The organism is Laspinema sp. D2d, from assembly GCF_025370755.1.
Classification (GTDB): Bacteria; Cyanobacteriota; Cyanobacteriia; order Cyanobacteriales; family Laspinemataceae; genus Laspinema.
Genome location: NZ_JAMXFC010000006.1, coordinates 35,051 through 52,684, shown reverse-complemented (window position 1 = coordinate 52,684; position 17,634 = coordinate 35,051). Strand labels below are relative to the sequence as shown.

At 47.4% G+C, this 17,634-nt stretch carries 11 protein-coding genes; 7 read left to right on the top strand and 4 right to left on the bottom strand.

Translation table 11 applies throughout. The features are described 5' to 3' along the window. The first annotated feature begins 165 nt into the window (after nucleotides 1-165). The 5 genes from hpsA (at nucleotide 166) to NG796_RS05915 (ending at nucleotide 8,113) form a co-directional block, all read left to right on the top strand. Entirely contained in the window at nucleotides 166-4,878 is a 4,713-nt protein-coding gene (hpsA, locus tag NG796_RS05935; protein WP_261204990.1) for a hormogonium polysaccharide biosynthesis protein HpsA, read from the top strand. Between the two features lie 116 nt (nucleotides 4,879-4,994). After that, entirely contained in the window at nucleotides 4,995-5,645 is a 651-nt protein-coding gene (locus NG796_RS05930; RefSeq protein WP_261204989.1) for a type II secretion system protein, read from the top strand. 181 nt (nucleotides 5,646-5,826) lie between these two features. Beyond that, nucleotides 5,827-6,732, top strand: a complete 906-nt coding sequence (locus tag NG796_RS05925; RefSeq protein WP_261204988.1) for a PilW family protein — start codon at nucleotides 5,827-5,829, stop codon at nucleotides 6,730-6,732. Nucleotides 6,733-6,824: 92 nt separating this feature from the next. Next, nucleotides 6,825-7,436 carry a Tfp pilus assembly protein FimT/FimU gene (locus tag NG796_RS05920; protein WP_261204987.1) on the top strand — a complete coding sequence of 204 codons (612 nt, stop codon included), beginning with the start codon at nucleotides 6,825-6,827 and terminating at the stop codon, nucleotides 7,434-7,436. A gap of 143 nt (nucleotides 7,437-7,579) precedes the next feature. Continuing rightward, nucleotides 7,580-8,113, top strand: a complete 534-nt coding sequence (locus NG796_RS05915; protein WP_261204986.1) for a Tfp pilus assembly protein FimT/FimU — start codon at nucleotides 7,580-7,582, stop codon at nucleotides 8,111-8,113. A 136-nt stretch (nucleotides 8,114-8,249) separates the two neighbouring features. Here the strand turns inward: NG796_RS05915 and glgB are convergent, their stop codons facing one another. From glgB to NG796_RS05900, 3 genes are all read right to left on the bottom strand, one after another. After that, nucleotides 8,250-10,559 carry a 1,4-alpha-glucan branching enzyme gene (glgB, locus tag NG796_RS05910; protein WP_261204985.1) on the bottom strand — a complete coding sequence of 770 codons (2,310 nt, stop codon included), beginning with the start codon at nucleotides 10,557-10,559 and terminating at the stop codon, nucleotides 8,250-8,252. Between the two features lie 379 nt (nucleotides 10,560-10,938). Beyond that, nucleotides 10,939-11,301, bottom strand: coding sequence for a hypothetical protein (locus tag NG796_RS05905; RefSeq protein ID WP_317619277.1), 363 nt, complete (start codon nucleotides 11,299-11,301; stop codon nucleotides 10,939-10,941). Nucleotides 11,302-11,652: 351 nt separating this feature from the next. After that, complete coding sequence (locus NG796_RS05900) at nucleotides 11,653-11,922, bottom strand: hypothetical protein (RefSeq protein ID WP_261204984.1); 270 nt, start codon at nucleotides 11,920-11,922, stop codon at nucleotides 11,653-11,655. A 713-nt stretch (nucleotides 11,923-12,635) separates the two neighbouring features. Here NG796_RS05900 and NG796_RS05895 point away from each other — a divergent pair. Beyond that, nucleotides 12,636-13,232: a hypothetical protein gene (locus NG796_RS05895; RefSeq protein ID WP_261204983.1), complete on the top strand. Its 597-nt coding sequence runs from the start codon at nucleotides 12,636-12,638 to the stop codon at nucleotides 13,230-13,232. A gap of 123 nt (nucleotides 13,233-13,355) precedes the next feature. Further along, complete coding sequence (locus NG796_RS05890) at nucleotides 13,356-15,305, top strand: peptidoglycan D,D-transpeptidase FtsI family protein (RefSeq protein ID WP_261204982.1); 1,950 nt, start codon at nucleotides 13,356-13,358, stop codon at nucleotides 15,303-15,305. 120 nt (nucleotides 15,306-15,425) lie between these two features. Here the strand turns inward: NG796_RS05890 and NG796_RS05885 are convergent, their stop codons facing one another. After that, nucleotides 15,426-17,501, bottom strand: coding sequence for a thioredoxin domain-containing protein (locus NG796_RS05885; RefSeq protein WP_261204981.1), 2,076 nt, complete (start codon nucleotides 17,499-17,501; stop codon nucleotides 15,426-15,428). Between the last annotated feature and the right edge of the window lie 133 nt (nucleotides 17,502-17,634).

Here is a 17,634-nt window from a genome sequence, read left to right as displayed (position 1 = left end):
TGATTGATTTTTCTATCTAGCTGGGTAACCTAAAAACTAGATAATACAATAGTTTAACAACAATCTCCGGAAATATACGGATAGTCAATTCGGAGATTTTTAAGCTACCACAGAAAAAAGACTCTCCATTTCTCAATTAATGGCACCTGCACTCACGGAGTAGCTATGGCTAGAAAGCACAAAATCCAAAAAGCGCTAACGCACCTCGTGCAAGCAATCATTCGATTTGCTCAAAAGCTAACAAGTCGAAATACTTATCGTTTTCTCCGCACTGCCTTCGTCACCTCACGCCGTCGATTGCAGGCGGGTTTTGTGTTGCCAACAACTACTCTACTCATCATCGTGATGATGTTAGTGGTCAGCACTTTAATGTTCCGCTCTTATCAGCGATCAACTGAAGTCATTGGTGACTACCAGAAGCAGGAACTCCTCAATGCTGCTACTCCATCGATCGAACGGGCCCGAGCTAAGTTAGAGCAAATGTTCGACCCTAGGTATCTAGCCCCAGGAGTACCTACAGAAACCGTGCTGGAAAACAGCCTACTGGAAAATAATCCAGATAGCACGTTGAGCTATACTTTTCCCGGTGAAACTGCTGTTAGTCTCTCTACGAATGATGGCGAAAATGTTCCGGCATGGTTATTTAGAACCGATGCCAATAACAATGGAAAAACTGATGATCCAGATGATTTAGTTACGGTTTATACCATTCTCTCCCGAACGGATAGAGGGGGTAAAACAATGAATCCGAATACTGGGGGAAATCAGTTATTAAAGAGTGACCAAGAAAAAGCTGACGCAATGCTGGTCCGCAGTGGTCCTATCCTGACCACCAATGCGACAAACGACCCAACTTGTAGAGTTATTGATGAGGCGGGTGAAGAAATAAGGCAAGGATGGTTCCCCCTGAGTTCTTCTATTCTGAAAAAGAATTTTCAAGTTTACGCCTTGACTCTCCCTAATCGGATGATTGGGAATAATTCTGCTTCTAACCCCATGCTCTCCACCATTGAGTATCAGCAGGACCGATACTACGAGCAGGGGAATAAATGGGGAGCTTGGTTTCGCAGTGATATGGAGGTATATCCCGGTCCAGAGTTTAAATGGAACGGAGCCATGCACACGGAAGGCAGTATGTTCATGAAAGCTTTGCACGCAAATGGCTTTCATTCTTTTTTGATTAGCTCTCAAGGCTCTTGTTTTTATGAGCCAGACCTTAATTCAGAACTGAGTGCTAAAAATCAAATTGTTTTTGCTGTTCCCGCTGCTCCGGATCTCGATAGTGCTTTCAAAGGACCTGTTTATATTGATGTTCATGAACAAGGAGATCCAACCAGCCCAGTAGCTCCCCAAGGGGATAGTTCCACTGGGTGGCCCCAATTGAATGCTGGGAATGACTCGGTGGATTTAACAGGTGGGGCTACTGCTGCTATCAACATCGCGATCGACCCGAAACAGATTTTGCTCAATCCTAATGCCTCAGAACCTCGGAGTACAGCAGGCTGGAAACCCATTAATACTTGGAGTGCTGATAATCCAATGTTATCCAGTCGCATTGCCCTCGATCCTGAAAATCAGACTTGTCCGCCTACTTTAGACGATGTTTATCGTGCGGATGATCGGTTTGGTCCAAAAACTATCTATAGCCGAGCGGCACGAGATGATGATGGAAACTGTACCATTGATACCACCGAGTCAGTCGAGCAATATTTTGACTATGGAGAATACATAGCTGAACTAACCCCAGAACCAGACAAATCACTACTGCTTCGTAATGACCCGCCTTCAGCAGATCAGCCCGATGAGTATGGGTTAGATGGCTATTGGGAAAGACGTGCGCGAGATCAAGGGACTCGGATTATTGTTGGACAGCGCCTAGAATTAGGGAATGCTTTTGGCTGGGTCCGGGACTTTAATCGCGATGGAGACGTAATTGATCTCGGAGATAAAAACTATGGAACAGATCCCCTTAATCCGTTTAACTTGACGACTGCCTATGCGCCAATGAATGGGCGGCAAAACGAGCTACGGCAACGGAAAACTCTATATGACAATTTAGCAGCCGTGCAAGCTACGGCTGTTTACACTCATGGAGACGGCAGCGAGGGATTTTATCCCAGTGGGTATGTCGCGACAACTGTACATCCAGGAACACCAACGACCCTGAGAGATAGTGCTACGTTTAATGAAATTACCTTTAAAGATGGGGACAATCAGTCGGTTACACGCTTGAATGTAGACTTCTTTAGTGGTAAAGGTACCAATGGCTGGGAATTTGCTCCTTTGTTTGAGGATGAATCAGACTTTGCTGCCCAAATCAATGGTGCAACGCCGTTACGAAGAGCGTTACAAAATTTAGCGAATTTCGCGGGCGACCCTAATGGAGCCTTTCCTGCGGCCCCACCGCCTAGCGCCACCGCAGATGTCCCCCGATATCCCTCTCCTCAGTTAACAATGTTTGGAGATTACTCCAAACTGCGCCAAATTATGGCTGACTTGAACGCAAATCAGCGGATGTATCCCCGAGGAGTTTCTCCTGGGGTATCTTCCCCAGATTTAAGTATTGCTGACCAGTCAACCCTCCACACGGCATCAGCAACCTTGGGTATGTTGGCCTACAACATTCAAAATCTGGAGGATTACGATTATGGTAATCCCCAGAATAAATCAACAGGATTAAATGGAGGAAACCAGAAAGGATTAGACGCTCTAGCTACAAAGCTATGGGACATCATAAACCTAGCCCCCACGAATGTAGATAAGCCCCCAGAATTCTATATAAAAGAGCTAGAAAAGGATCCGGCAAATGCCGAACTCCTCACGCTGGCTCACTTAATTATGCGTAAGGAGCAAGTGAATCGCGATCGCACTTATGGTTTTAAGTTAAATGCTCGCTCATTCCAGTTGGTCTATCAGGCTCCGGGAAATCCTCCGCCGAGTCCGCAGAGTATTAACATCAGCTGTGATGTAACTAATGCAACGGGTAATGGATATTTTGGAATCACGGTTCAAGATCCGACTGGTGGTGGATCTCTTCTTTCAGTACCCGTAATCGCGGACCAGCAGCATTTAATCGGTTTATCCCGCCTCTGCTCTAACGAACCTAAATTTCCTGCCCTCTACTACCTCTTCCCCAAATTTAACCACGACTATAATGGAGATAATGAAACTGGAAGCGGTGGAGTAGACCATACCCAACCTGCTGCTGAACCTTATATTTCCAGTGCTTATATTACTGCATCCAATGCAGCAGCTCAGTATCAAGTTTTAGATTCCGCTAATCCAGACGATTTGAGCAGCATTGCCCTTCAGCCGAGAAAGACTGACTTCTCTGATTGGGTACTGCCTAATAAGAACGGACCGGCAGGTACTAATCCCAATAGCAGCAGTCAAGAGCTAATTTTGGTCGGCAATCAACTTCGGCAAGTACCCATCAAAGATTCTGCACTCTATGATGGTCGCGAAAACATGACGGTTCGGGTGTTAAACCTAGACATGAATATGTTCCGTCAAAGCAAGGTCAACGGTGACTTCTTGATTCCTGAAGAAAACGGTGGAATTGTCTATGCGTTCCGCGAAGATGCGGTTCGGGAAGATGCCATATCTCGTCCTGCAAACATTGATGAGTATGTAGACATACCTGGGGACAGAGAAGGACAGATAAATCTCAAATCCGTTGATTACTATGCTGACCCGGACCGACGTCCATACGGGTTCCGCTTTAAAAATGGTACAACCCTGCGCAGAGAAGGAAGTAACTTATCTCGGGGGATGACATTCGTCACTGATAATCCAGTTTATACCCAGGGTCAGTTCAACCTGCACAGCAATAGTGCTACCGGAACTGCAAATACGATCCAGGAATTTACTCAGACATTGACTTCCACGTTTTCCGCACCTCAGTTCTATGGTCGCTCTGCCAATAATCGGAATGTAAATTTTGCCGATCCATCTCAAGATTGGTGGCGCAATGTAGAAATTATTGCTGACTCCATCACGATTTTGTCTAATAACTTTTGTGATGGAAGCATTGAAGATGGCATCATTTTTGCAGGGATTGCTAATCCGGCAACAACTGCACCGACTGGGTATAATAGCAACCGCCGACTAGATGCTGCAAATCGGCAGCGGCTATATGGTTGTAATCAAGGATCAACAAATACCTCTTTCATTAACCAAAACCGTCCGAATACCACACTTTTAGCTAATACTTATTGGGCACGGGAAAACCCCTGGGAAATTCCCAGACCAACTGCAACCCCTGACTATCAGCCTACCTCTCCTATTGCCATTGACAAAAATGGTATTCCGCAGACTATCACTTATCCCGCAGCGAATCAATACAATGCAACAGTAGATTTTGCAACTCTGGCTCGATATCCAGGGAACTATAACACCTTCGGGCAAGACAGACAATTAATCACCGCTGCCGATACGACAACTAACATGGTTCTGATTAGCGGGATGATCCCTTCTCGAACTCAGCAAATTAATGGCGGCTTCCACAACTTTCCCAGAGTGCTGGAAAACTGGAAGAATATTCCTCTGACGATCCAAGGATCTCTAATTCAGTTGTACTTTAGCAACTATGCAACAGCTCCCTTTGATCAAGACGCCTGGGAATATCCAGTCGTCCCAGCAGGAGGCGCGGCCCCACAAACTCCGAAACCCGGAGCACCCGTTTACAAATACTACGTTGAGCCTCAACGAAATTGGGGTTACGATGTGGCACTGCAAAAAGCACCTGCAGGTCCTGCGGCTCGCCGGATGAGCCAGGTTTCTAGTAAACGGGATGAGTTCTACCGCGAACCGTCTGCGGATAATGCTTACATCTGTAAGCTGCGCGCACTTCCAGAGATTAACTACCCTTGTCCATAATCTACAGGAAGTCTAAGTAACATCTAGGGGGTGTCAGCTATAAACCATGCTCAAAATTATGACTGAGATTATGGACGGCTGACCCCTCATTCCCCTTAATGGAGACGGAGTTCACCATGAAACACCACAAATCAACCAAACCAACAGAAGAAGGATTGACCTTAATCGAGTCTCTAGCGGCCGTCATAATTCTAGCTATATCTGTCGTGGCGATTAGTCCCCCGATCGCCCTATCTATAGCGACACGGGTTCGTGCTCACCGAGCTCAGCAAGCGATGCAGTTAGCTCAGGGGGAAATTGATCGAGTAAGGCTGTTTGTTGAAAATAATGACAATACCCTGGGAGATAATGAGGCACTTTTACCCCCAGATTTAGGAAAAATCAAGCGCCAAGATATACCAGTTTCCACACCAAATCCTACTAACCCTTGCCATGAAAATCTTTCCGATGCTTGGTGTCATGTTCACCTAGACGACGACGGTGAGTGGGATATGGCTATTCAACGGGTTAGGACTTTTACTCCAACAATCCAAGGTAATCGAGTCGCTGCCTTTGTCATGACTGTGCGAGTCTATACCCGGGGTTCTATAGACTCAGGAAACCTACAAAGTCCCCCCTCTGGAACGGCTTCTTTAGCATTATCAGCAGCAACTAGCCAAAGTCGTTTACCTTTAGCAGCTTTTTCTGTACCAATTGTTAAATCAGAAACGAGAAATGCCTTCAACCAATATGAACAATTTTTAAATGACATTAACGAGGGAGGATAAAAGAAACACAACCCTGTTTGTTGGATTGTCGGGAATTATCAGTTAAACCCCTAGAGGATGATTGGTATAACTCTACTGGGTGAGCTAATTATCAAATTACATTTTCATCCTCAATCAAGCCATCTTATCAATTTCGATTGATTAGGTTGAGTAATATCAGAAGTTTTTTCGGTATCAAACAATGGCTATCAATCAAGCAAAGTATATTTTATTCCATTACCTCGCTACTAAATCTCGGAACAAAACAGCTACCGGGTTTACATTACCAGAACTGCTAGTGGGAATGGTCGTCGCCGGAATAGCACTTTATGCTGTTTTATCCTTAGTCGTGAGCCTTCTAACAACTGAGCAGCGTGAAACAGCGAAAAGCCAAACCCAACAAGAAATGGCCCAAGCTCTCGATTATATGGCAGCAGAACTACGCGAGGCAGTTTATATTTATCCAGGCGATTGTTTTCAGCCAGGAAATATTCCAAACTGTCCAAACTTTAATTTTGTTACAAATACCCCAAATGTCCAGCCCGTTTTAGCTTTCTGGAAACTTGAAAGGTTTGAGGCTGATGAGTTGAGTGCTGATAATGAGGATACTACTCTTCAAACTAATTTAGCCTTTTACACTCTTGTTATTTACTCTATAAGACCCAATACACCTAATAGTATTTGGCAAGAAAACTTAGGAAGAATTACCCGATTTACTCTTCCTAAATACCAAGATTTACAAGACACAACAGCGGAAACACCAGGCTATAATAACTTTACGGGTAGTTTTGCCACTTGGAACTCTACAAATATTAATTTTAGTAATGATGTAGTTTTAGTAGATGGGGTAGACTTGGGGTTAAATCCAGGGCGAGTAAACTGCCCGGACAATTATACTGCTACTCCTCCGGCTAATGCAACAATTGACAACTTAAGTAGTTTTTATGCCTGTATCAGTAATCCTGGAGGAAGCAATGTTCAAGAAGCGGTCGTTTTTCTGAGGGGTAATGCTGCCCAAAGAGCTGGCGCTAAAGGTTCCCGTAACCCAATTTACTTGCCGAGTTTACAAACTCGTGTGCAAGCCCGAACCCGATTTGGTCAACAATAATTTTGAGGGGACTGCTGAAATAACTTACTAACAGTCCCCAGAACCTGAAAAACCGTATCAACTTCATATTTAAGTTATGTATAGGGAAAATTATGATGATTATAGAAAGTTACTGTCGCCAACTCCTTCAATTTAGGCCAACCAAACTTATAAAGCCAGGAGACTCTCAGGAGTTGGAGCAGGGATTTACCCTGCTAGAAGCTCTGGTCGTCGTTTTTATTATTGGAATTTTATCGGCGATCGCTGCTCCAAGTTGGCTATCAATGTTGAATAAAAGCCGTCTCGGTAGAGCACAGGATGCCGTTGCCTTAGCCATTAGTGAAGGTCAATCTCGGGCAAAGCAGAGAAAAAGTTCATGGCAAGTTAGCTTTAGGCAAAATGGAAATGATATGGAATGGGCTGTTCACCCAGTTGCTACCCCACCGGGTGACAATAGCTGGCAACATATCGGGCAAGATTTTAATGGTCAAGGAATGATTAGAATTGATGAAACTAAAACTAATTTAGCAGCGGCCAATACAGCGATTCCTCCCTGGAATGTTCAATTTAATGACAAAGGTGAGCTACTTGATCCACAACAAGCGAATCAGGATAGCCCGCAAAAAATAACCCTCGTTTTTCAGAATGGGGGCGGAGAACGCTGTGTGATTCTTCAAACCCTTTTAGGAAATGTCCATAAAACGGAAGGGGTTGATTGCAATTAGAGGAATCCCTACTTACCACTAAAATCGCTTTTGTCCCTGGCAAACCCTGCATTTTTATCACAATTGTAAAAAAATATTAAAAATCCTCCCAATTTCTCCCGCGAGGATTTATTTTATTTTAAAACAATAGTCAGGGTGCTGAAATGATGCAATTTCCCCATCAAATCAGAAGTCGGTTGCGCAACTCACAGACCAGCGGATTCACATTACTCGAAGCGTTAATTGTTGTTTTTATTATCGCTATTTTAGCGGCTATAGGCATTCCCAGTTGGCTAAATTGGGTGCAGACAACCCGTCTCAATGCAGGTCAAAATGAAGTGTATGGGGTATTATTAAATGCTAAAACCAAAGCCACTCACCAAAAAATAACCTATCAAGCTAGTTTCCGGGAGTTGGGTGATGTCGCTCAATGGGCTGTTCATCCCGCCTCGGTTGAACCCACCGAGCAACACTGGCAAAATCTCAATTCTTTTATCACCATTGACGAAAGCAAAACCACCCTTTATCAATACTCTACAAATGGGGTGTGGCGAATGCAATTTAACTACAGAGGAAACTCCAATGGTCGGCTGGGGCGGGTGACGGTTCGTCTGCGCAATAGTAACAGCAATAAACAGCGGTGTGTGTTTGTTTCTACCCTGTTAGGGGCAATGCGAAAAACGGAAAAATGTACTTGAGTTCGGTCTGGGGACTCAAGGGTGATACCAAATCTGAGCTAGAAGTACCGGATTTGGTATCACGGGGTACAGAGGAGATCGCAAGTGCGAGCAAGATGCTCACTATTGTCCCCCTCTATACCCTTCACCTAACAGCTTAAGTTTGAGACATCCAGGCTTTGCGCGCTTCTTCAGTCTTCTCTTTATCTAACTTAAACACCAACACTGATAACGGAGGCAAGCACAAATCCATTGAGTAAGCGTGACTGTGGAACCACCATTCGTCGGCCCATTTACCGCCGAGGTTGCCCATGTTGCTGCCGCCATATTTGCCGGAGTCGCTGTTAAAAACTTCGCTGTAGAATCCATGAACTGGAACCCCAACGCGATAGTGGCTGTGCGGTTGCGGGGTGAAGTTACAAACCACTACTACAAAATCTTCCTTATTTTTATCCCAGCGGATAAACGAAACGACACTATGGCGATTGTCAGAACAATCAATCCATTCAAACCCTTCTTGTCCAAAATCTTGGGTGTAAAGTTCGGGGGTTGAACAATATAAGTGATTCAGGTCGGTCATGAAGGTTTTAAGCTGTTGGTGTGGTTCATATTGCAACAGTTCCCACTCCAAATCGCCCCAGACATTCCACTCACTCCATTGGCCGAATTCCATGCTCATAAACAGGGTTTTCTTGCCGGGGTGAGCAAACATATAGGTAAATAAACAACGGACATTGGCTAATTTTTGCCAGCGATCGCCCGGCATTTTGCCGATGATATTGCTCTTACCATGCACCACTTCATCATGGGACAGGGCCAGCATGAAGTTCTCGCTGTGGTGATACCACATACTAAAGGTGATGTTGTTCTGATGGAACTGGCGAAACCAAGGATCCATGCTGAAATAATCCAGCATATCGTGCATCCAGCCCATGTTCCATTTCAAGTTAAACCCTAAACCCCCAACATAAGTCGGCCAGGAAACCATCGGCCAGGAGGTGGACTCTTCGGCAATGGAGAGGACTCCAGGATAGTAGGAAAATAGCAGATGATTGGCTTGGCGCAGGAAGTCTGCGGCTTCTAGGTTTTCCCGTCCGCCATATTGGTTGGTGACCCATTCCCCTTCTTTGCGGCAGTAGTCTAAATACAACATGGAGGCGACAGCATCCACGCGGATGCCGTCAATGTGGAATTTGTCAAACCAGAATAAGACGTTGGAAACGAGGAAGTTGCGAACTTCATTGCGGTTGTAGTTAAAAACTAAGGTTCCCCATTCCTTATGTTCGCCTTTGCGGGGGTCAGCGTGTTCGTAGAGGTGAGTTCCATCAAAGAAGGCTAATCCATGTCCATCTTTGGGGAAGTGCCCGGGAACCCAGTCTACCAAGACGCCAATTCCCTCTTTGTGACAGCAATCCACAAAGTACATGAAGTCTTCCGGGGTGCCAAAACGGGAAGTGGGGGCGTAGTAGCCGGTGACTTGATAACCCCAGGACCCATCAAAGGGATGTTCGGCGATGGGGAGTAATTCGATGTGGGTGTAACCGAGTTCTTTGACGTAGGGAATCAGTTTCTCGGCGAGTTCGCGGTAGGTGAGGAATCTGGCCCCGGGTTTGAGTTCGGAGACGATGACAACAGGTTCGGTATCTCCGTTGGGGAGTTTGGCGGGTTCCGAGGCGGAGGCATGGAGCCAGGAGCCTAAATGACATTCGTAGACGGAGATGGGTTTGGTGAGGGGGTCGCTGTTGCGACGTTCTTCCATCCAGTCTTGGTCGGTCCAGGCGTAGGTGTCGAGGTCGGTGACGATGGAGGCGGTTTTGGGGCGGGGTTCTTGTTGGAACCCGTAGGGGTCAGATTTTTCGTAAATGTGACCGGCAGAGTTTTTGATTTCATATTTGTAATGTTCGCCTACGCCGATGTCGGGAATAAAGAGTTCCCAGACGCCGTTTCCGCGTTTAGCCATTTGATGTTTGCGTCCGTCCCAGTGGTTGAAGTCGCCAAGGACGGAGACGTTACGGGCGTTGGGTGCCCAAACGGCAAAGTAAACGCCTTTAACGCCGTTGACTTCCATTGTATGAGCACCGAGTTTTTCGTAGATGCGATGGTGGTTGCCTTCGGCGAAGAGGTGAATGTCGAGGTCGGTGAGTTTGGGCGATCGGAAAGCGTAGGGGTCGTAGATTACCCGTTCATGGTCGCCTTCTTTGATGCGAAATTGGTAGTTTGCCAGTTCAGCGGTTTCAATGATGCATTCAAAGAAGTGGGGGTTATGCACGGACTGCATGGGATATTCTTGGCGCTGTTCCGGGACGATGACGGAAACGCTCTCGGCATTGGGGAGGTAGGCGCGGACAGCCCAATGAGAGATTTTGCCGTTGTCCTGGATGGGATGAGCGCCGAGGATTTCAAAGGGGTCTTGATGTTGATTTCCAACTATCTGATGGACTTGATCCGGGGCGATTGTTATGGTCATGTTGTGTTGCCTAAATACAGTTCATGAAAGGGTTTGGATATGGGTGCGGTTGATTAACCCGGGATTAGGGTTAAGGCACAAGGGTTAGATATTGCGATCGCCTCGGGTGGGGGTGTTGATGATGGCTTCATCCTAGAGGGTTTTGGGTCTCGGGGATGAAGGGTGCTGGTTGGCTGACACATCGGCTCCCTAATGCCCTGGCGATCGCCTCCTTAGCGGGAGCAACTCTTTTACAGGACTGACGCTTGTTCATGGGATTTAACCCGATAGGAGCGATGCTTTTCGATGAAAGGCATCTTCTATCTACTTCAGGTGATGGCTTGGTCCTGTTCTATCAATACACCAGAAATATTAAGGATTGTAAACTAAAATGGCACGTTTAAAACGGAAAAATCACCCGGAGTAACTCTCTGACGGGCAAGCGATTAATCATGATCTGTCCAGGAGAGATAGGCCCGATCGCTGTAGGTTGGCTGCCATCGTTCGGGGTGATCGTCCCTCGAAATGCCGGATCTTCGAGCAATGCGGCATATTCAGCCGGGGTCAGGGGGGTTCCATCCACGGGCGATCGGCCTTGGGTAATAATTTCAGTTCGCAAAATTTCCTCGGGAACATCAGAGGCTGGAGGTAAAGCGGTAGCCCGTGGGGTGATCCCCAGCCCCATTCCGCCGATTAAAATTAATGGAATTGAAAGAGAGTGACAAGAGAGTTTAAACCCGATGGGTGGGTGGCGATCGCTCATACAAATTCATCGATGATCTGCTTAACTTTTACTAGCATATTTTCCGCCCTTTTCTATCAGTCTTAGGTGATAAATACGTCAACCCAAATCCCCTCAAATCATAGCAGGGACTCAACTCCTATAGAGGGGATGACCGAATTGCTGGCTCCATTGAGGGAACCCTACTTTACCTGTCCAAGGAGGGTGCACAACTCAATCCTGTCCTAAATCCTAAAAAAATAACCCTTGACATTTGTCAAGGGGTTCTGACTCGGATGACTGGAGCAAGGGCACGAGGTTGAGGCCCTTACTCTGAAGTTAATCGTTTGTAGTTATTGTTATTCCAATTCCTACACCCGTCGGTGCTCAGTATTAAGGAGCAGAAGGAGCGGTTTCAGGAGTCGTCGGAGTGGCTTCGGGAGTTGCCGGAGTCGTCGGAGTGGCTTCGGGAGTTGCCGGAGTCGTTGGAGTGGCTTCGGGAGTTGCCGGAGTCGTCGGAGTGGCTTCAGGGGCTGTTTGGTCTACAGGAACTTCCTCTGTGGGGGTAGTCGTAGCAGGGGTCTCCGGTTCATTGGTATTGCAGGCTACAACAGAGGTAGACAAAGCGAGTAAAACAGCTAAACTGGCGATTTTGTTTTTCATTGTGGATATTTAGGGGTGAATGAATCAGGGATGACTAAGGACCCAGACTGCCTCAGTCGGTTCTCAAAAATGAACCACTGCTAATGAACCTAATCTAAAGCAGGGTTTCAAGGTGGTTTTCCTGGGAAGGTCCCGAGGAAACCCGCCTCAAAATCTGCTAGTAGTATAGAATAGGGCATTTTTACGAAAAAAGTTACAAATTTTCATCTATCTTTAAAAATTTTTATAGATGAGGTCAATCTGCCCCGATCGCTCGGGGGGTGGGACCTAAACTTTTGGACCCTGGAGAGCAAGTTTCGGAAATCAGCCTGAGTTTGCAAGGCGTGCTCGTTGTTACAATCCATTGGGAGATTGGGTACGGATGGACCCTATCCAGTGACCTCTGGAGTTAGGGAATATCCTCTTTATCGGAATTGAGGCGATTCAACAACTCCCCAAGGAGAGGGAAATCATGGGAACCTCAGCGATCGCCCTCCTGAAATGAGAGTTCCCTAACTGCAAAAGACTTACAGACAAGCCGGTGTTAGGATGGGGGAGTCTCCGTGAAATCCGCAAGAGGACGAACATCGGAATTCTCCACTCAATTGACCCAGGGATTCAATCCTCCTTGGGACTGAGAAGGAAACCGATATAAATAGATCTATTAACAGCCCAGCCTAATATTGGTTAAAGTTATGACAGTTGCATTCAGACCCCCAAATGCTCCGAGAAAAATGAGGTCCCGCCCAACTTCGGCAGGAACATCCAGTAGTAAAGTAACCTCGATCGCCACTAGGCAGAGAAAAGCCAAAGAAAGCCCTGAAATTGCACCAAGAACCGGAGGGCAAGTGACTCCTTTGCGATCGGCGCAATCCAGTCCCCGAGTCCGAGAAGGATTAACCTCTAACCCGACGACCACCGAACCCAGAAAGAACACCTCCGCGAGAAATCAGTCTACCTTAAATCCGTGGGCTATTCCCTTTTGGTTGCGATCGCTTGTGAAAGCACAAACCGTTTCATCCTTCGCCACCTTCCTTCTCGTCAGTGCTGCCTTATTCATCTATGGCAGCACCGTCTACTATCAGCAACAGTGGGGGACATCCTTCCGAGAGTTGGAAAGTTTGCGCCGCCAAGAGCGAAAACTGACCACAACCAACGAAACTTTAAAAACCCAATTTTCCAAAAAAGCGGAAGAACCAGGAAGCGGTTTAGTCCCCCCGAACTTAAAACAAATGCTCTTTTTAAAACCCACCGCCGTAGAAACGCCAGCAGCGGAAGAAATCATCGGGGAAGAATTCCCAACTCCCGATACCCGACCTGTGGGATATTAACCTGTAAAAGTCCAGGATTAAACCCGACTTATTATCGGACTTAAACCGGGGAATATTGCCTGAATCAATCCCTGAGCAACAGCCTTCAAATTCTCCAACCTGATTACACTGTACGAGCGGAATATGGCATCAAGGATTCCACACCCTGGGGGAAGTTTGCAGCGGAAGTCTCATCGTAAAACCCCCTCTCAACGCCCGAAAAAAATCAACCGGGGGACGGCTCGGAATAAGCGTGGACAACAGAGCGATAAAAATTTGCTCTTACTGTTACCCTTGGCTTTTTTATTATTAATTTTGGAGAATTTGAATAGCTCGCCGCGAGTGAGGCGAGGCGTCCGTGCCCTAACCCGTTTGGGAAATCCGCGCATTCGGTTTGCGGTAGTCTGGGGGGTTTTAATGGCGGGAATGCTGGGATTGAGTGGGAATTTGTATCGACTGCAAATTGTGAATGGGCAGGACTTACAAGAACAAGCCAGACAGCAGCAAGATGTGAAATTGCAGCCGTTTATTCCCCGACGGGCGATCGTCGATCGCAGTGGCAATGTTTTAGCCCTAGATCGCCCAGTTTATACCCTATATGCCCATCCCAAACTGTTTAAAATCTCTAAGGAAGAGATGGCGGTTACCCTCTCCCCGATTCTGAATCAAACCAGTGCAGAACTCTTCGGAAAATTCAATGAATCGGAAAGTGGAATTACTGTGGCGATGGGGATTTCTGAGGAAAATGCCGATCGCATCCGAGATATCTTCCTTGATGGACTTGAACTAGAGCAAAATCGCGCCCGCTATTATCCCCAACAAAACTTAGCTGCCGATGTGGTGGGATATGTGGATACAGAAGGGCAAGGTCAAGCGGGGATAGAAGCCAGCCACCAGCACTTACTCGCCCGGGAAGCTTCCTTAGAACTGGACCGCCGTTTATGGGGCTCGCTGATCCCCGACCCGGTACCGGCAGAATTTATGCGCCTGGACGATTTGCATTTGCAAATCACCCTAGATTCGCGGTTGCAACAAGCGGCGCGGGTTGCCCTAGAGAAACATCGGAAACAGTGGAATGCCAAACGGGGCACGGCGATCGTGATGGATGCCAAAACCGGAGAACTCTTAGCCCTAGTCTGCGACCCCTCCTACGACCCGAACGAATATTTTAAAGCAAATGTAGAGTTATTTAAAAACTGGGCGCTTACAGATTTATACGAACCGGGATCGACCTTTAAACCGATTACCGTGGCGATCGCCTTAGAAGCCGGTGCCATTGAAGCCAACAGCGTCTTTTATGATGAAGGGCGAATTTATGTGGACGAATGGCCGATTTCCAACTCCGATGGGGCGGGTCGAGGCAATCTTACCGTGACCGAAATCATCCGGTATTCAAGTAACGTGGGGATGGTCCATATTATCGAACAGATGCGATCGCGGGTCTTTTATAGTTGGCTACAACGTCTTGGGATCGGTGATATTATCGGCTCAGACTTACCCTTTGAAACAGCCAGTCAACTGCGATCGCAAGGCGAATTTATGGCATCCCCCGTGAATGCCGCCACCGCCTCTTTCGGTCAAGGTCTTTCTCTGACCCCTCTACAACTGGTCCAAATTAACGGCGCTTTAGCCAATCAAGGCTATCTCGTCACCCCCCATGTCGTCCGGGGACTCTTCGATAGTCAAGGACGCCAGTATTGGCAACCGGACCACCGTCCCAAGCGCCAAGTTTTTTCTCCCTCCACCACTCAAGCGGTTGTGGCAATGATGGAAGATGCCATCACCGACGGTACCGGGACCGCCGCCCAAATTCCTGGATATCGGATTGCTGGAAAAACCGGGACCTCTCAAAAAGCATCCGATGATGGTACAGGTTACTCCGAGTACGCCCGTATTGCCAGTTTTGTGGCAATTTTACCCGCCGATAACCCCCGCTACGTCGTCCTCGCCGCCGTGGATGAACCCGTGGGGGGTTACGGGGGAACCGTCGCCGCCCCCATTGTCAAAGAAATCATGGAATCTCTGATTCAAGTTGAGGGGATCCCCCCATCAGAACAGGTTCAAACCCCCGAGGGTGAGGAGTTGAGTGAGTAACCTGGCATTGGCATGGGACTCAAGGACCAGAACCCGGGTTTCTTCATTAAATCTCTGGGTCAGACTGATAATCTATAGCAGAAACCCGGTTTCTAACCTGTAAGGGGGGAGAACGGGAAACTAAACGCCCGATCGCTGGGAGAGTCTGACTTGAGCACCTTGCATCTGTTCTAACAGTTGTTCGGCAGTGGTGGCGGGTTCGCGACAGGAGAGGCCCTCACAGACTAAGCCGATCGCCTCCGGGGGGAGGTCTGACTGATCTTGAAAAATGCAAGTGGGAAAATATTGGGACATTAACCCGGGAATACGACTGTCAGACGTGCGGACTAGGGTGTGATGGCGATACCAATCCAAGGCCCCAAACAGAGTCGGACAGGCGGAAGGTGCGCGGTCCATAATGGCCCCAAAGGACTTGAGGGCATTAAAGGCGCGATCGAGATAGGTCAAGTCTTCGGTCAACATAGATAAGCGAATTAAAGAGGCGATCGCCACTCCATTGGCTGCCGGGGTCGCATTATCGGTATAACTCCGTTCCCGGACAATCAAATCACTACTGTTATCTTTCGCGGTATTAAAATATCCCCCCAATTCCACACTCCAGAGAAACTCATCAAACTCTTTCTGAACCTGAATCGCTTTCTCTAACCAATTGGAATTAGAAGCATGAACCTGTTCCATTTGTTCTAAATCCAATAATGCTTTAATAAACAAAGCATAATCTTCTGATTGCGCGAGCACCGCTGCTTGACCCTCATAATTGAGGCGATGCAACCGCCCTTCAATCCATTGATGGTCCAGAATAAAATTCGCGGCAGCGGTCGCTAGGGAGGCATATTCTTCCTGGTGAAACACAACCGCCGCTCTTGCCAACCCCGAAATCATCAAACTATTCCAAGCAACAATCATTTTGGTGTCAGTGACTGGAGGAATCCGACCGGGCCAATTGCGGGTTTTGGCTTCGTGATTGTTACAAGCAGGGGAAAAGGTTTTAACCGCTGCGGGTAAAGCCCCATAACGCACTTTAAATAGCTTGGCTAATGCAGTTTCTACCGTGGGATTGAGGGCCTGAAGATTGGTCCGTTTTAAGACAATTTTTCCTTCAAAATTTCCCTCGGGGGTGAGGAAAAATTGTGGGTTGAGGGCGGTGAATTCTTCGGTTGTTAAGAGACTTTCTAATTCCTGATAGGTCCAGACGTAAAAAGCACCTTCTTCCGGTTCTTTATCCTGGGGAGTGATGAAACTATCGGCATCTTGTGCGGCGTAAAAATAGCCTTCCGGGGCAGTCATTTCTCGTTTCAGCCATTGGATAGTTCCGGTCACAGCCCATTCAAATCCCGGTTCTTGGATACCTTCACTCCAGAGATTGGCTAAAAATTCGACAATCTGACCGTTATCATAAAGCATTTTTTCAAAGTGGGGGACCGTCCAGGTGGGATCGACGGTGTAGCGGTGAAATCCACCGGCAACGGCGTCATAAATGCCACCGGAGGCCAAATCAAAACCCCGTTGGGCGATCGCACTCCGCTGGTCATATTCCGATTCCCGGTCAAAGCGAGTCGATTGCAGGACCAGTTGAGCATAAGGCATCATGGGAAAGCTGGGTCCATACTCCCGGTGGGCAATCACGGTTACACTGGTCTCCAATCCTTTCCACAGGAGTTCTTCTGGAAGATCCTCGGTTCCTGGGAGGGTCGCCGCCTGTTGGAGATGACCCATAATTTCTTCTTTGAAGGCTTCGAGTTTGCCTTTTTCGCGATCATAGTAGCGCCGAATGGCTTGCAGCAATTCTAAGAAACCAGGACGGCCATAACGGGGTTCGACGGGGAAGTAAGTCCCGCCATAAAAGGGAACAAGGTCATCGGGAGTGAGAAAAATATTTAAGGGCCAACCGCCTTGGCCGGTCATCATTTGCAAGGCTTGCATATAGATGCTGTCGATATCCGGTCGTTCCTCGCGATCGACTTTAATCGGCAGAAAGTTGGCGTTCATATAGGAGGCGATCTCCTCGTTGGAGAACGCCTCTCCTTCCATGACGGTACACCAGTGGCAACTGGAATACCCAATGGATAGAAAGATAGGTTTATCCTGTGCCTTGGCGGTTGCTAATGCTTCGTCACACCAGGGCCACCAATCGATCGGGTTCTCCGCGTGTTTGCGAAGATACAAACTTTGAGTCTGTGCCAGATGATTTGTCATAATGGGGTCCTTAGATTTATGGGTAGATCACTCTAGGAGGGGATTCCTCAGCGGAAACAATGGGAATATCGCTCAAAGGTTGAAGCGCCTTGGACTGGAAGCAATACCCCATCTAAGATATCAGATCCCCAGC

Excerpts from the sequence above, each read along its gene's own strand:
- hpsA (WP_261204990.1), top strand. The coding sequence starts at position 166 with ATGGCTAGAAAGCACAAAATCCAAAAAGCGCTAACGCACCTCGTGCAA.
- NG796_RS05930 (WP_261204989.1), top strand. The coding sequence starts at position 4,995 with ATGAAACACCACAAATCAACCAAACCAACAGAAGAAGGATTGACCTTA.
- NG796_RS05925 (WP_261204988.1), top strand. The coding sequence starts at position 5,827 with ATGGCTATCAATCAAGCAAAGTATATTTTATTCCATTACCTCGCTACT.
- NG796_RS05920 (WP_261204987.1), top strand. The coding sequence starts at position 6,825 with ATGATGATTATAGAAAGTTACTGTCGCCAACTCCTTCAATTTAGGCCA.
- NG796_RS05915 (WP_261204986.1), top strand. The coding sequence starts at position 7,580 with ATGATGCAATTTCCCCATCAAATCAGAAGTCGGTTGCGCAACTCACAG.
- glgB (WP_261204985.1), bottom strand. The coding sequence starts at position 10,559 with ATGACCATAACAATCGCCCCGGATCAAGTCCATCAGATAGTTGGAAAT.
- NG796_RS05905 (WP_317619277.1), bottom strand. The coding sequence starts at position 11,301 with ATGAGCGATCGCCACCCACCCATCGGGTTTAAACTCTCTTGTCACTCT.
- NG796_RS05900 (WP_261204984.1), bottom strand. The coding sequence starts at position 11,922 with ATGAAAAACAAAATCGCCAGTTTAGCTGTTTTACTCGCTTTGTCTACC.
- NG796_RS05895 (WP_261204983.1), top strand. The coding sequence starts at position 12,636 with ATGAGGTCCCGCCCAACTTCGGCAGGAACATCCAGTAGTAAAGTAACC.
- NG796_RS05890 (WP_261204982.1), top strand. The coding sequence starts at position 13,356 with ATGGCATCAAGGATTCCACACCCTGGGGGAAGTTTGCAGCGGAAGTCT.
- NG796_RS05885 (WP_261204981.1), bottom strand. The coding sequence starts at position 17,501 with ATGACAAATCATCTGGCACAGACTCAAAGTTTGTATCTTCGCAAACAC.